11 protein-coding genes are annotated in these 15,763 nt (G+C 39.7%); 7 read left to right on the top strand and 4 right to left on the bottom strand.

The genetic code is table 11. The features are described from left to right. Window positions 1–67 precede the first annotated feature (67 nt). The 4 genes from I6F41_RS00610 to I6F41_RS00595 all read left to right on the top strand — a co-directional run bounded on the left by I6F41_RS00610 (window position 68) and on the right by I6F41_RS00595 (window position 10,459). The gene (locus I6F41_RS00610; RefSeq protein ID WP_182683580.1) at window positions 68–2,896 is read left to right on the top strand and encodes a TonB-dependent receptor; all 2,829 of its coding nucleotides are present in this window, start codon (window positions 68–70) and stop codon (window positions 2,894–2,896) included. A 418-nt stretch (window positions 2,897–3,314) separates the two neighbouring features. Continuing rightward, on the top strand, window positions 3,315–6,302 hold the full coding sequence (locus I6F41_RS00605) for a TonB-dependent receptor (protein WP_182683579.1): 2,988 nt from the start codon (window positions 3,315–3,317) through the stop codon (window positions 6,300–6,302). A 168-nt stretch (window positions 6,303–6,470) separates the two neighbouring features. Continuing rightward, a complete protein-coding gene (locus I6F41_RS00600; protein ID WP_182683578.1) occupies window positions 6,471–9,314 on the top strand; it encodes a discoidin domain-containing protein in 2,844 nt (947 codons plus the stop codon). A 146-nt stretch (window positions 9,315–9,460) separates the two neighbouring features. Then, entirely contained in the window at window positions 9,461–10,459 is a 999-nt protein-coding gene (locus tag I6F41_RS00595; RefSeq protein WP_197107486.1) for an isoaspartyl peptidase/L-asparaginase family protein, read from the top strand. Between the two features lie 160 nt (window positions 10,460–10,619). On the opposite strand, the gene minE is transcribed toward I6F41_RS00595, so the two are convergent. Genes minE through minC form a run of 3 tightly spaced genes read right to left on the bottom strand, consistent with a single transcriptional unit; the run spans window position 10,620 to window position 12,407 of the window. Then, window positions 10,620–10,886, bottom strand: a complete 267-nt coding sequence (gene minE / locus I6F41_RS00590; protein ID WP_024604840.1) for a cell division topological specificity factor MinE — start codon at window positions 10,884–10,886, stop codon at window positions 10,620–10,622. Window position 10,887: 1 nt separating this feature from the next. Next, window positions 10,888–11,697 (bottom strand): septum site-determining protein MinD, encoded by an 810-nt coding sequence (gene minD, locus I6F41_RS00585; RefSeq protein WP_011330130.1) that lies wholly within the window; start codon window positions 11,695–11,697, stop codon window positions 10,888–10,890. A gap of 5 nt (window positions 11,698–11,702) precedes the next feature. Beyond that, window positions 11,703–12,407, bottom strand: a complete 705-nt coding sequence (gene minC / locus I6F41_RS00580) for a septum site-determining protein MinC (RefSeq protein WP_011330131.1) — start codon at window positions 12,405–12,407, stop codon at window positions 11,703–11,705. A 155-nt stretch (window positions 12,408–12,562) separates the two neighbouring features. On the opposite strand from minC, the gene I6F41_RS00575 reads away from it, so the two are divergent. Beyond that, window positions 12,563–12,844 carry a YcgL domain-containing protein gene (locus tag I6F41_RS00575; RefSeq protein WP_011330132.1) on the top strand — a complete coding sequence of 94 codons (282 nt, stop codon included), beginning with the start codon at window positions 12,563–12,565 and terminating at the stop codon, window positions 12,842–12,844. Then, on the top strand, window positions 12,837–13,853 hold the full coding sequence (locus I6F41_RS00570; protein WP_011330133.1) for a lytic murein transglycosylase: 1,017 nt from the start codon (window positions 12,837–12,839) through the stop codon (window positions 13,851–13,853). Before I6F41_RS00575 ends, I6F41_RS00570 begins: the two co-directional genes overlap by 8 nt. 64 nt (window positions 13,854–13,917) lie before the next feature. Here I6F41_RS00570 and I6F41_RS00565 read toward each other — a convergent pair whose 3' ends face one another. Beyond that, window positions 13,918–14,463, bottom strand: coding sequence for a GbsR/MarR family transcriptional regulator (locus I6F41_RS00565; protein ID WP_011330134.1), 546 nt, complete (start codon window positions 14,461–14,463; stop codon window positions 13,918–13,920). Window positions 14,464–14,688: 225 nt separating this feature from the next. Here I6F41_RS00565 and adhP point away from each other — a divergent pair, with 225 nt between their 5' ends. Next, the gene (gene adhP / locus I6F41_RS00560; protein ID WP_011330135.1) at window positions 14,689–15,699 is read left to right on the top strand and encodes an alcohol dehydrogenase AdhP; all 1,011 of its coding nucleotides are present in this window, start codon (window positions 14,689–14,691) and stop codon (window positions 15,697–15,699) included. The last annotated feature ends 64 nt before the right edge of the window (window positions 15,700–15,763 follow it).

Below are 15,763 nucleotides of genomic sequence, written 5' to 3'. Positions count from 1 at the left end.
TATAACCTAAGCGTTAATTGCTGGCGAACACTATTTGACAACACTTATAATACTACTGGAGATAATAATGGTTAATAATAACAGTGGAAAAATAATAAAAAACGCCTCAGGATTTAAAAAACAGAGAACACACCGCTCTCCTGCATCTTTATTCAAAGCATCATTAATTAGTTGCGCTGTTTTAGGCGTGCTTACCTCTAATGTGTATGCAGAAACGACTGATGAAGAAATTGAAGTAATCCAAGTAAGAGGAATTTACTCGAGTACAGCTAAAAACTTATTGCTTAAGCGTACTTCAAATTCTGTTGTTGATGCTATTACCGCTGAAGATGTGGGTAAGTTTCCAGATAAAAACATTGCAGATTCTCTTCAACGTGTATCAGGGGTAATGATTGACCGAAGTGGCGGTGAGGGAAACCGCGTTAGTATTCGTGGTACCTCATCAGACTGGACGTTAACTCAATTAAATGGCAACTATATTGCCTCGTCAGATTCTGGCGTGCCATCGCGCAGTTTTAACTATGCTTTATTACCAGCAAATATGATTAGCAGTGTTGAGGTTTATAAAAGCCCCGAAGCACGAATAGATGAAGGCGGAATTGGTGGTACAGTCATTTTACACACGCGAAAACCGTTAGAAATGGAAGCTAATGAAGGCGTTGTTAGTGCCGAATTTACTTATGCGGATGTTACTGAGAAAACAGAACCACAACTTAACTTACTGTATTCATGGAAAAATCAAGAATCAACATTTGGTGTTCTTGCTGGATTTACACGACAAGATAGAACAGTAAAAACGATTTCGAATGATGCAATGGGATGGCGCCTACATTCCGATACAGATGAAAAAGCAGATCGTCCTGCAATAGTGGATCAGGCTACCGGGGAGGTTTACAATGATGTTTGGGCGCCTAGCGGCATGTATATTAACAACTCAACTCAAGATCGTACTCGTGATGGTTATCAGCTAGCAGTGCAGTGGACCCCGAGTGCAAATTTAGAGTTAAACCTAAATTATTTTGGTGCTAAAGTGGGCTACGATGATATAGGACAGGCAATTACTTTTGCTGAGTGGAATGATAACCATAATCCATATTTTGGTGTGGAATTAGACGGCGATACTGTTATTGGTTACGGCAATGCAGATAATGGCCTGCTCAATGATCAAAACTGGGGAGATGCCGATGTTAATAATGGCGTTGCTATACGCCGTGGTTTATTGTCGCCGCAATTAACAGGTCGTGAAAAAATTGGTGAATCAAAGTCAGATACCTTTGATTTTGAAGGGATCTACCATGGCGACACTTTTACAGCATCTTTTAAAGTAGGTCGCACCCAAGCCGAGGGTGGTACTTCAAAAGAAACATACGCCAATATAGATGCCAGACAAGGCTCAGTAAATAGCTGGCATTGGTCAACGGTTGGTGGCAAACCCAGTTACGACATTTCAACAGATCTTGCCTCGGATAAAAAAGCATACCAATACTATGATTGGTTTGATTCTTACTCATCAGAAAATAAAGACACTGAAGATTACGCACAAACAGATATTAAGTTTGATGTAGACAGCAGTATATTCACCACTATTTTTACAGGTGTTAAATATCGAGATCATCAAATTGAAGGCTCAAGAAATGACTTCCGATGGGATGATGGTATAGCTGATAACGGTGGTTATCGTGGCTATTTACCAGGCACAGAATGGTTTCATAACCCTGACTTTCACCCAGATCCTGAGTCACTCGTTAGCGATAATGTAGTTGATAACAGTGCGGGTAATACAGGAGCGTTTAATTATTTGGCCTTCGATTTTGCTGCATTAGATGCATATATACAGGATAACTTCACCCAAACAGTAGTTCCTACTTTAGCGGGTACTTATACGTTAGAAGAAAAAATATGGTCTGCTTATGTGCAGTCTAATTTTGAATGGCAAGATTTTAGAGGGAATATAGGTGTAAGGTACGTTAAAACAGATTTATCAACTCTTACTTACGATGATGTAATTGGTCAAGATGACGATAGTATTACACCTAATAACCGTAGCAGTAATAACAGTGAATTTTTACCTAGCTTTAACTTAGCATGGGATGCGAGTACTGATATTGTGGTTCGATTTGCTGCTGCACGTACCATGTCGCGAGTAAGTTATGCTGATTTGAGCCAAGCAGAATCTTATGGCCCGCCTGTTAATATTAACTCACCAGACTCATGGACAGGTAGCGGTTTTGGAACAGCAGCTAATACTGGTTTAGAGCCTATGATATCGGATCAGTTTGATCTAGGACTCGAGTGGTATTACGGTGAGGGTTCGGCGCTAGGAGCCACTTTATTTACCAAAGATATTGCTAATTTACCGATTTCTAGTGTGGAAATTGTACAGCGCGAACATGATTGTTGTAATGGACCATTTGATGTTGAAATGAGCACCAAAGTTGGCGGCGGTGATGCAAGTTCTGACGGGGTAGAACTTTTCTTCCAGCACTCATTTGAAAGTGGCTTTGGTGTACTTGGAAACTATACATATACAGAAACCAGCAGTAGTAAAGTATCAACTGACGGCCAAATAACTGAAGCTGAAATACCGGGTACGGCTAAGCATCAATATAATCTTTCAGTTTACTTTGAAAATGATGACTTTAGTGTACGAGCATCTTATAACTGGAAGGACGACAGGGCTAATGGCATACATAAAGGTTATAATATGTATACCAAAGCATACGGTCAATTAGATGTTAACGCTGGTTATAATATTAATGAAAGCCTTTCAATCACGGCCTCTATTGTTAATTTAACTGAAGAGCTTGAAGAAGGCTATTGGAAACAAAGTAACCGCTTTACTTATAATAAATATTCAGGCCGACGCTTTTACTTAGGTGCAAACTATAAGTTTTAATTAAATTAGCTTAATAATATACTTTTAACAAGAGAGGGCCGTAATGGCTCTTTCCCTTTTTAATTATGTGCTCATTCAAACTTATTAAGTAGCTTAACGGCGTTAAAAATAAGTTATAGTTGACTGCAGGACAATGCAGCAGCAACTACCAATACGATAATATCTAAGATCTCTCCCTCCTTTATACAATTGTATCCCTTTTATTTATTAAATAGCCTTACTGTTAAAATTATAACTTATATAAGAACGCTGATTTATTACTAGTCTTAACCGAATTATTAATATCACCTTTCCCGCTGTAACTCTATGCTAAATCATCATTAACACAATGTTAACCATTGTTATGGGTTAACGCTATGTTAATAAAATCCCTAATTCTCATTTTGATAACTATGACAACACAATACTGGAGATAGGCATGGCCATTAATAACAGTCCAGAATCTATAAGAGTTTCACGACAGTTTAAAAAAACGGCATTAGTATTAGCCCTAATGACGACATGTAACTGGGCATACGCACAACAAGAGAAAATTGAAAAAGTAAACGAAAATGACCTAGAGGTGATTGAGGTACGTGGTATACGGGCTTCTATGGCTGAGAATTTAGCTATAAAACGTCTTTCTAATTCTATCGTGGATGCTATAACCGCAGAGGATATAGGTAAGTTTCCCGATAAGAATGTAGCTGATTCACTACAACGTGTTCCTGGTGTGGTGATATCGCGAAGTGGTGGTGAAGGCGAAAATGTAAGCATTCGTGGTTTGTCGTCAGATTTAACACTCACTCAACTCAATGGTAACTTTATAGCATCTTCACCTGGCTCGCCATCTCGCTCTTTTAGCTATTCTTTACTACCTTCGACAATGGTGAAATCAGTTGAAGTATTTAAATCATCTGAAGCTCGTTTAGATGAAGGGGGCGTAGGCGGTACGGTAATTCTAAACAGCCGCACCCCTTTAGATATGGATGCAAACTCAGGTGCCTTTAATATTGAATACACTTACGCTGATGTTACTAAAGAGTATGAACCTAATTTTAGTGGTGTGTACTCATGGAAAAATGATGATGAAGATTTTGGTTTTTTACTCGGTTATACAAAACAAGATCGGACTAACCGAAGCTTAACTGGTGATATGTCTGCTGGCGGTGGTTGGCGCTGGGCTACTGGAAGCGATTTACCAGCAACCGATACTAATGGTAATGAAATTACTGATAGTACACGGCGCTTTGGTGCATTAGAAGATGCTTACGGTAATACCTACGATGGAGTGTGGGCACCGCAAGTTGCAGGTGTAAGTATTACGGAAGAAAAAAGGGAACGAGTTGGTATACAGGCAACACTACAATGGAGGCCAACAGATAATTTAGAACTTACATTCAATCATTTTCATTTTGAGTTAGGTCAAGATCGTACCACATCACAGCTACAGATCCCTGAATGGAAATACAATCCCGACTATTTAACGGGTGTGCAACTTGATGACACGGGCACTATTGTGACGGGAATGGACTTCACTAGTGGTGCTGGTGGGAGTGAGGGAAATTTAGAGTTCCCGTGGATAATTGGCAGTTACACAGAAGAAAAAGATACTTCTGATACCTATGATTTTGCATTTGAATATGCAGGTAGCATTTTTGATTTGAAAGGTAAATTTGGTCGTACTAAAGCCAGTGGTGGCCCATCAGAATCATTTAATGCAGCCTATAAAAGTGGTCAGCCAGGCAGTCGCAGTGACTCAGGGAATAACGAGAATGCGGCAGCGTTTGCAGGTTGGCGTTTAGGCGATCGAGTTTCTCTATACGCCGATCCTGCTTTGCTAACTAATTTACAGGCAGGTATTGCGGGTGATCCAGATCCAGGCTCAACAGGTTCTAGTTTTATCGTCAGTGATTTAAAAGAAGAATATGGTCAACTTGATTTAGATTATCATGTTGCTTATGGCATTTTAGACACTTTGCGAATGGGGGTTAAGCACCGTAAAGCCACCTTACACCGAGAAACGAATAACACTTTTTTTATAACTCAAGACGGTGCTAATCGTATTGCTAATGGTGAGCTTGACCCATTTAGTCAAGGTGCGATTGACGAAGTTGCTTATCAATGGATTGGTGGTATGCCTAATCTAGAGGATGTGCTTAATCGTGAGTCAGAACAGAATATTGCAGGTGGTTTTGAAATCAATACTATGCCGACCATAAATTGGCAGCAATATCGTGATGCAGTTACTGATGAATACGTAAAATACACTCGTCGCGAGCCTGATTTTGTTTTTGATATTGAAGAAAAAATTACCGCTGCTTATCTTCAAGCTGATTTTTCGTTTGGCGATTTCCGCGGTAACGTAGGAGTACGCTATGTCGAAACCGAAACGCAAATCATGTCATCAGATAAAATAAATTACTTTTTAGATGATATTGAAGATGCAACAGGTGAAGATATTCTTGGCAATGAACGATTGGTTGATGTAGAAACGACAACGCTGCGAACCGTTAAAGATGACCGCTTTTTACCTAGCTTAAATTTAGTATGGGAAGCGAGTGACTCATTGGTTATTCGAGCTGCAGCGGCTAAAACAATGTCTCGCGCTCCTTTTAATGATTTAGGTGCACCTGAACAACTGACTTTTATATCTCAAGAATGGGCCGACGATAGGCTTGAATTTAGAGGAAATCCAGTTGATCAAGGTTGGAGTGGGTCTGGAGGTAATAAAGCATTACAGCCATTTGAATCGGTACAACTCGACTTATCGGCTGAATATTACTATGGGACAGGCTCTGCTGTGGGGATTGCATTATTTAATAAGGATGTTGATAATTTTATCGTACCGTTGATCATTACCTCTGAACGTCCATTCGATGGCTTTACAAATCCTTATACAGGGGTTGAAATTGTCACCGCAGGAAACATCAAAGTCACACCCTTTACCACTACAGCGAATGGTACAAATGCTACATCTCGAGGAGTAGAGTTGTTTGCTCAACATGCTTTTGATAATGGTTTCGGTATTAATGCAAATTACACGCTTAATGATACGAATCAAGCCGATGTTAGTGTTAATGGTGAAAAAGTAGGCGAATCTGCCTTAGTAGGTAGCGCTAATGATCAGTTTAACTTTTCAGCCTATTTTGAAGAGGATAATTACAGTGTTCGAGCGTCGTATAACCGCCGTGGCGAAATGGCCTTAGGCTTAGCTGATGGGTTAACGGTATCCCAAGAGCCTTACCAACAAGTAGATTTAAATGCGTCATATAGCTTAATGGAAAATTTAGTAATTTCGGCTTCCGTGATCAATTTAACAAAAGAAGAGTCACGAACATTTTATGGTGATGATAGTAAAGCGAGGCTTCGTAGCAGTAGTTATAGTGGGCGCCGTTATTATGCTGGGCTGACTTATCGGTTTTAGCTGTTAGTAATAATCAATAAATTATATCAATGCGTTGACAATCAATCTGCATATTTTTTATAGAGTCGTTTAACGATCCTAGTAAAAAGCAGCGACCGTTTAATCAATTACAATTAATCAATACGGTAAGTCGCGTGTTATCAACACCTGATTTTAAAAGGCAAAATTATGAATAGACTAAATAGATTTAAGCTTGCAGGGACATCGCTATTCGCAGCAAGCCTACTTAGTGCATGCGGTGGTTCAAACAATGACCCTCAGGCAAACAATGTCTCAGTAACGCCTGACGTTACACATGCTGAAATTGCAGGAACCGTGGTCAAAGGTATTTTAGCAAATGCTGATATTTCGATTTCTGCATTAAATGGCAGTAACTTAACGATGCGCGCGGCACACGCGACAGATCAAGATGGGCATTTTTTTTTAGAGTTAACCAGTGATGCTGGTTTTGGTATTAATACCACAGTGAAATTGAGTGTTACCACAACGGATAGCTCAACAATGTTATGTGATGCCTTGCGCTGTGGAGATGCAGACTTTGCTCAGCAAACTAGTAGTTCAGTCATTGCTGGCAGTATATTTTCAACTTTAGGGCAATTAAAGGTGCCTTATGGTAATGCTGCTGACGGTATTGAAGACACGAAGTTACAAGTTAATGCTCTAACAACGTTAGCTACACAGTTAGTAGAGCAGCAAATTGCTGAAGGTCGCAATGTATCAACACCAGAGCTTATGGCATTGGCACAAGCACAAATGTCGGCATTGTTGTTACGCACTATCGGATGGCAAACCGGTAATACGAATGTGTTTACCATGGCTGTGATAAGCCCAGATAAACTTGAAAACTTTATTATTGGAGAAAATTGCGAAGAAAATGCTGATGCAGAGCAAATCTGTTCTGTACAATATGCAGACGAAACTACCGTTAAATTATCGCTTTTAAATGCGTCTTTCGCACAGTTTAGTGAGACTGAGAATTTAAGATCTATTATGGAGAATGCGCAGCAGAATATCACCGCTGCTCTTGCTGATGACAATGATGCCCTAACTGTGTTTCGCCAACGTATTTATGATGCCATTAGTGTACATCCTTTAACGGCTGAGTTTGGATTAACTGCCGATAGTGTCGTTGATTTATCGCTACCATTATTTGAGGTCGCATTATCAACAGGTCCACTACAAGAAATAACAACAGTTGAAAACCTAACTGGCGCAGTATTGACTGCTCGCAACGCGATAAGTGATGCAGAAAGTGCTTCAAAAGCATTTGATAATAATCTCGATACAAAATGGTTAGATCATAATGACTGGTTAGGTGCACCGAGCGAAGAATCACCGTCATGGATACAAGTTGATTTTGCTCAGCCTCAGGCCGTTAGTAGTATTTTTATTACTAGTGCGAATGATGCTCCAGAGCGAGATCCTGAAAACTTTACTGTACTAGGATCAAATGATGGGGGAGCAAGTTGGTCAGAGCTTGCAAATATTATTGGCGCGACATTTGACGAACGCCTTTCTCGTCAACAGTTTAGCTTTGTTAATGGACAAAAATACTTGAGTTATCGACTCAATATTAAAAAGAATAAAAATAATGATGGTTTAGTACAACTATCGGAAATTCAGTTTGTTGGGCCAGTTTTTAAGAGTATTGATCACACAGATGTGAATAGAGGGACAGCCAGTGCCAGTAATAGTATTGGAGAAGCAGAAAATCACGATAAAGCATTTGATAATGACCCAACAACTAAATGGCTAGATCATAATGATTGGCAAGGAGGGCCAAGTGAAGAAACGCCATCTTGGATCCAAATGGATTTTACTGATCCAGTTGCAGTGGATCAATTAGTAATAGTTAGTGCAAATGATGCGCCAGAACGTGATCCTGAAAACTTTGCAGTGTTAGCCTCAAATGATGATGGAGCGACATGGCAGAAAATGGCAAGTTGGGTTGGTGAGTCTTTTGACTCGAGAGCGCAACGCAGAGCTTTTTCTTTTCAGAATCAACTCGCTTTTAACAGTTATCGTTTAGAAGTAAGTAAAAATAATGATGGTTTATTACAAATCGCCGACATTGATTTGATTGGTCCTGAATTACCTGGCTCTGAACACAGTAAAATGACGGGAGCGAGCTACACCGCACGGTTTAGTATCAGCGATAGTGAAGGGGCTGCGCAAGCTTTTGATAATGACGTAAATACCAAATGGCTAGATCATAATGATTGGCAAGGGCCTCCTACAGCTGATGATCCAGCTTGGGTGCAAGTTACTTTGCCGGCGCCTAAAGCCGTTAATACATTAACTCTTACCAGTGCAAGTGATGCTCCTGAGCGTGATCCGGATTCGTTTGCATTATTAGCCTCAAATGATGGTGAAACTTGGCGAAACTTAGGCTCTTGGGTCGGGGAAAGCTTTGCTGAACGACTTGAAAAAAGAATGTTTTCAGTTGCGAATACTTTAGCGTATAGCCACTATCGACTTTCAGTATCCAAAAATGCTAATAATGATGGCTTAATGCAAATAGCTGAAGTTGGCATGATTGGCCCTGAGTATTCCTTTAAAGATTTGACAGCATTGGTCGCTACTGTGTTTACAGCACGCTTTAGTATTGGTGATGCTGAGAGTGCAGATAAAGCTTTCGATGATGATAATAGTACTAAATGGCTTGATCACAATGATTGGAAAGGCGCACCAACAGAGGAAAATCCAGCATGGATACAAGTGGATTTTATTGATGCACAAACAGTGGGCGGACTTGCGATAACTAGTGCTAATGATGCACCAGAGCGAGATCCTGAAAACTTTAGCTTATTAGGTTCAAATGATGGGGGGCAAACTTGGACAGTTGTGGCCACATGGATAGGTGAAAGCTGGGAGGATCGCTTACAAAGACGCTCATTTAAATTTAATAATGGTTTCTCTTTTGGAAGTTATCGTCTGAGCATTAGTAAAAATGCGAATAATGATGGCTTATTGCAAATTGCTGATATTGAATTACTCGGATTAGAAAAATAGTTTTAGCACTGTAAAGGCCAGACGCACATACTCTGGCCTTTTCATTAGCGCTACTAAGTTATTTGGCTGATACATCAATAGCATCTATAGCACTTTTTAGTAGAGCAACGGCTAATAAAATATTAATTAAAGAGCAGGGTTTAGCCATGAATAGTAAAAGACACTTTTTAAAACAGTCGTTAACCACTTTATTTGCTCTAGGTACAGCTGCATTTACAGTAAAGACTATGGCTCATAAGCAAAACATCAACAAAGTAGCCAGTATGACACCGCGTAAACCTATTGTTGTATCAACTTGGCAGCACGGGATCGCAGCCAATAAAGCAGCTTGGCAAGTACTGATTGATAATGGTAAAGCCATTGACGCGGTCGAAGCTGGAGTTCGCATCCCTGAGGCCGATCCAGATGTGATGACAGTTGGGTATGGCGGTTACCCTGATAGGGAAGGTAAAGTTACTTTAGATGCTTGTATCATGGATGAAAACCAAAATTGTGGTGCAGTCGCTTTTTTACAAAATATTAAACACCCAATTTCGGTAGCTCGTCTAGTGATGGATAAAACCCCACATGTGATGCTAGTGGGTGAAGGTGCACAGCAGTTCGCAAAGTCGCAGGGGTTTCTTGAAGAACACCTGTTAACCGCTAAAGCTAAAAAGGCGTGGCAAGATTGGCTAATAGAATCAAAATATGCACCGGTGATCAATATCGAAAATCACGACACAATTGGTATGTTAGCACTTGATAATAATGGTAATTTATCAGGAGCATGCACTACCAGTGGTGCTGCATTTAAAATGTCAGGCCGAGTAGGCGACTCGCCAATAATAGGTGCTGGATTGTATGTTGATAACGATATTGGCGCTGCAACAGCTACGGGTATGGGGGAGTTAATGATAAAAACGGTTGGTTGTCATTTAGTGGTTGAAATGATGCGCCAAGGCATGACACCCACACAAGCTTGCAAAGCCGCTGTTGAGCGTATAGCCAATAAACTTGGGGATTACAAACAGTTTCAAGTAGGATTTTTAGCCTTGAGTAAATCGGGGGAGTACGGTTCATTTTGTATTCAATCAGGTTTTAACTATGCGGTAACGGACCACAAAGGCAGTAAATTATTAGATGCTGAAAGCCTTATAAAAATATAAGATGAATGCAAAACAAAAACGAGTTTATATTATTATAGACCCAGTGCCTTTATTGACTTCTGGCTCCAAGATTATAATGAGTGCTAAGAGGTAATAAAAAAGCCGTTCATTTTAATGAACGGCTTTTTTGCGAGCAGTAATTTAATGCTTAATTACTGCCTTATACTTTTGGCTCTTCGTCAGGCAAGGTTACGTTTAGCTCAAGCACGGCTAAGTCATCTTCGTTCTGATCAAATTGAACTTGGACTGCATCACTGCTCACGTTAACGTATTTACGGATCACATCTAAAATATCTTGTTTTAATTGTGGTAAGTAATCCGGCGTTCCTCGTTGAGAACGTTCGTGCGCGACTATGATCTGCAATCGCTCTTTTGCTAATGACGCACTGTTTTTCTTTTCTGAGCGGAAGTAGTCAAGTAAAGACACGTTAACCTCCAAATATCCGTTTGAATAAACCTTTTTTCTCTACATCTAAGAAGCGAAAGTCGACAGTCTCACCTAGTAAGCGGCTAATCGCATCTGCATAAGCTTGTCCTGCATCAGACTCACTGTCTAAAATAACAGGTTGGCCAGAGTTAGATGCGCTTAATACTGCTTGAGACTCAGGAATAACGCCTAATAAATCAATCGCTAAAATATCCTGAATATCTTCAACCGATAACATTTCACCTTTAGAAACACGATCTGGATTGTAGCGAGTAATTAATAGATGTTCTTTTATGTTTTCTAAACCTTCTTCAGCGCGCTTAGACTTACTGTGTAAAATACCTAAAATACGGTCTGAATCTCGCACTGACGATACTTCAGGGTTTGTTGTTACAATTGCTTCATCGGCAAAGTACATAGCCATCATAGCGCCAGCTTCAATACCCGCTGGTGAATCACAAACAATGTAATCAAAGTCTTCTTTTAATTCGTTAAGCACGCGCTCAACACCTTCGCGTGTTAGGGCGTCTTTATCACGAGTTTGTGATGCAGGGAGTAAAAATAGTTTATCAACGCGCTTATCTTTAATAAGTGCTTGATTTAAATTTGCTTCACCATTAATTACGTTTACAAAGTCGTACACTACACGACGTTCACAACCCATAATTAAATCTAAATTACGTAAGCCAATATCGAAATCGATAATAACTGTTTTGTAGCCTTTTAATGCTAAGCCTGTACCAATTGCGGCACTTGACGTTGTTTTACCAACACCACCTTTACCCGAGGTAACGACAATAACTTTTGCCATGAGATTTATCCTTTAACCAAAGCTGAAATTTCTAATGATTCATTTTTTTGTTGTATCTGCACAGCGCTACCCCAGTGTTCACCTTGCAGTGAATCACTGATCCAGTAATTGCCATTAATAGAAACAAGTTCTGCTTCTAAGCGATTACAAAATATATGTGCGTTTTTAAACCCTTTTGCGCCAGCGATTGCTCTACCACGCAGGGTTCCGTATATATGTACGTTGCCATCTGCAATAACTTCTGCGCCATGGCTTACAGCACCTAGTACCACTAAATCGCGATCTTTTGCATAAACTTGCTGACCAGAGCGTACCGTGCCATTAATTATTTGTGCAGGCAAGTGCACTGTTTTTTCAACAATAGACGTATTGGGTTCTTTTTTAACAGATTCACTCTTAACGTCTTGTGAATAATTTAATACAGAGAGACCAGCTGCTTTGGCTTGCGTATGTTGCTCGTCTGAGCCATTACACACACCAACCGCATTAAAGCTCATACGCTCAAGTAATGATTTTAAATGAACAAAATCGAGAGAGTTATTTTTTATCTCAATTAAGTTAACAACAATAGGCGCACCTTCAAAAAACTTGGGCGCTTGGGCTATTTTTATATACAGTTGCTCTGCTAAAAGGTTTATATCAGTACTGTAAAGATGTAAAACTGATAACGTAAAAAGATTCCCTTTTAGCTCAAAAATTTGTTCTGACATACACGCTCAATTGAATTATCTGATCAGAGATTAAATTTAGATAAACGCAGGCTGAATAAGGCCTTTATTGAAATTTTCAATCTAATTATTCTAACTTATTATTGCTCTCATGTTATAGTGTGAATCATTGTTAAGCAAGAATTTATAGGGCCATAATGCTCACTGCGGTATATAAAAGTAAGAAAAAAGCGGATAGCTTCTTATTTGTTGAAAAAAGAGATGATTTTACTAAAGTTCCGGAACCTTTAATGGCTATGTTTGGTCAACCTAAATATGTGATGCTGATAAACCTAGCAAAACGTGCGATGTTAGGCACAGCTGATTTAGAAACCGTAAAAGCAGCATTGACAGAAAAAGGGTATTATTTACAAATACCGCCTCCGCAGGAGAATCTGTTAAGCCAATTACGAAAAGAAAACGGAGCCGATAATGATTAAAAAATTAGCCATGATTTTATGTGGAGTATGTTTAAGCACATCTGTAATGGCAAAAACACAAGCTGAATTTCAAACATATTTAGACGCTTTAAAGCAAGAAGCAATTGCAAAGGGTTACGACAGCCAGCTTATTGATCAAGCCTTTGCTGGTGCAAGCTATAAAGAAAAAATAGTATCTGCAGATAAAAATCAGCCAGAAGTTAAAGAAACGCTCGAAACCTATTTACCTAAACGCGTACCGCAATGGAAAATTGATCGCGCCCGTAAATTATACGCCGAAAACCAAGACGTGCTAGAAAAAGTAGCTAAAGACTTTGGCGTGCAAGCGCGCTTTATTGTGGCTATTTGGGGCCTTGAAAGTAACTTTGGTGCTATACAAGGTGGCCATAATGTAATTTCATCGCTCGTTACGCTCGCATTCGATGGTCGTCGCGAAACCATGTATAAAAAACAGCTTTGGGCTGCGCTTGATATTTTAAAGTCAGGGCACATTACCCTTGATAAGTTTAAAGGCTCTTGGGCAGGTGCTATGGGGCAAACGCAATTTATGCCTACCTCATTTAACGCTTACGCGGTTGACTATAATAACGATGGTCGCAAAGATATTTGGACTACCAAAGAAGATGCATTCGCCTCTATTGCTAATTACTTAAAGCAAGAAGGCTGGAACGACTCGCTTACATGGGGTCGTCAGGTTAAGTTACCAGAAAACTTTGATAGTAAATACGTGCTAGTGCGCGGTACTAAAACGCGTAAACAATGGTTAGAGTTTTGGAATGACTCAGAGCGCTCATTAGCTGAATGGCAAGCACTAGGTGTACGCCGTGCAGATGGTAGTGATCTGCCAAATGTAGATGTACGAGCAGCGTTGGTAATGCCAGATGATATAAATGGTCGTATGTACTTAGCCTACGATAACTATAAAGTATTTATGCACTGGAATCGCTCGTATTACTTTGCTACCAGTGTAGGTTATTTATCAGACAGAATTGGCTATCCAAAAATATAATACAGATTAAATAAGTATCTAAAAAAAGCCGCAATTGCGGCTTTTTTTGAATTTTGGGTTTTACTTACTCTTTTTTAAATATTTTATCTTTTAAATCAATTACCTTACCGATACCAGATCCTAACTTCATTAGCTTATTAAGCTGCTCAGGGGTTAAACGCTGTAATTCAGATGACCATTTAGTCACTGTTTCAAGCAGGTTATGAATTTCGCCCATTTGTTTTTGTGCGTAAAGTTCATCTTCGTTGCTTGCAGTATCTAATAGATTATCGCGCAGTAAGCTTAGAGTAGGCTCTACTTCGCGTTTTTTACGTTCTTCGAACACCCGGTTAGCCATATCCCAAATATCACCCGCAGGGGCATAATATTCTTTTCTGTCGCCAGGAATATGTTGTACTTTAATAAGCTGCCACGATTGCAGCTCTTTAATGCCCATACTAACATTGCCGCGTGAAATACTGAGGGATTCTGCAATTTGGTTCGCGGTCATCGGATTTTTAGTAATAATCAATAAGCCACACATTTGTCCAATAGTACGATTGAATCCCCAGCGGCTACCCATTTCACCACAGTGCATTACAAAGGAAAAATTTTTGTCGGATAAACTCATAACTTCTTAATTTTTAGTAATTTCAGAAACTAATGCTAGCACGCTTATTGAGTATGGCAAGATTTTACAGCGAGTTAAGTAATTACTGTCAGACTAAAGTTTGATTTAGATTAATAATTACTCAGCTATATTGGTTTAAGTTGTAACGGGTATAAAGCAATGAAGTTTATTTTTAATACACATTAATACTTATTTTATAGGTATTACTTAAACGATGGAATGATTATGAAAGCTGCAATTAATAATGAATTTAAAGGTAAATTACAAATAATAGACATGCCTATCCCAGAGGTTGGCATAAATGATGTATTGGTAAAAATAGCGGCCTGTGGGGTGTGTCATACCGATTTACATGCATGTCATGGCGATTGGCCTGTTGCGCCTAAAATGCCTTTAGTGCCAGGCCACGAAGGCGTAGGTGTAATTGAAAAGGTCGGTAGCAATATTAAACACCTAGAAGTAGGCGATCGCGTTGGTGTGCCTTGGCTTTACAGTGCCTGTGGGCATTGTGAGTTTTGCTTAGATGGCAGAGAAACCCTGTGTTTGTCACAGCATAATACCGGCTACTCTATAGATGGTAGTTACGCCGAATATTGTTTAGCACACGGTGACTACGTGGTAAAAATACCCGAAGGGCTTGGCTTTTCAGAAGCCGCGCCATTATTTTGCGCTGGAGTAACCACGTATAAAGCACTTAAAGTATCGGGAGCTAAACCCGGGCAATGGGTGGCTATTGTGGGAGTGGGCGGTCTTGGGCACTTAGCTGTACAGTATGCTAAAGCAATGGGGTTTAATGTTATAGCGGTTGATACCGGCAAAGAAAAACTCGCGCTGGCCAAAGAGCTTGGCGCAGATATTACCCTCGACTTTAAAGAAGTGGTTCCAAGCGAAGCCATTTTTGAACAAGTAGGCGGCGCGCATGCAGTTGTATGTACTGCAGTTTCAAAGCCTGGTTTTGAGCAAGCTTATAAAAGTGTACGTCGTGGTGGTAAGTGTGTGTTAGTGGGTTTACCGCCAGAGGATATGCCATTACCTATTTTTGACACAGTATTAAATGGTGTGTCAGTTGTGGGCTCTATTGTAGGTACTCGAAAAGATTTACAAGAGTGCTTAGAATTTGCAGCACAAGGTAAAGTAAAAGCAATTATTGAAGAAAAACGCTTAGAGGATATTAACGAAATTTTTGATGATATGCTCAAAGGCGAAATTAACGGTCGTATAGTTGTTACTATCTGATCTAAATTAAGCATTCATTAAACACAAAAAAGCACGGTTTCTAAATTAGAAAACCGTGCTTTTT

Source organism: Pseudoalteromonas sp. SCQQ13, from assembly GCF_015864415.1.
GTDB lineage: Bacteria > Pseudomonadota > Gammaproteobacteria > Enterobacterales > Alteromonadaceae > Pseudoalteromonas > Pseudoalteromonas nigrifaciens.
The sequence above is the reverse complement of the archived record's forward strand: the minus strand, read 5'-3'. Positions and strand labels throughout refer to the sequence as shown.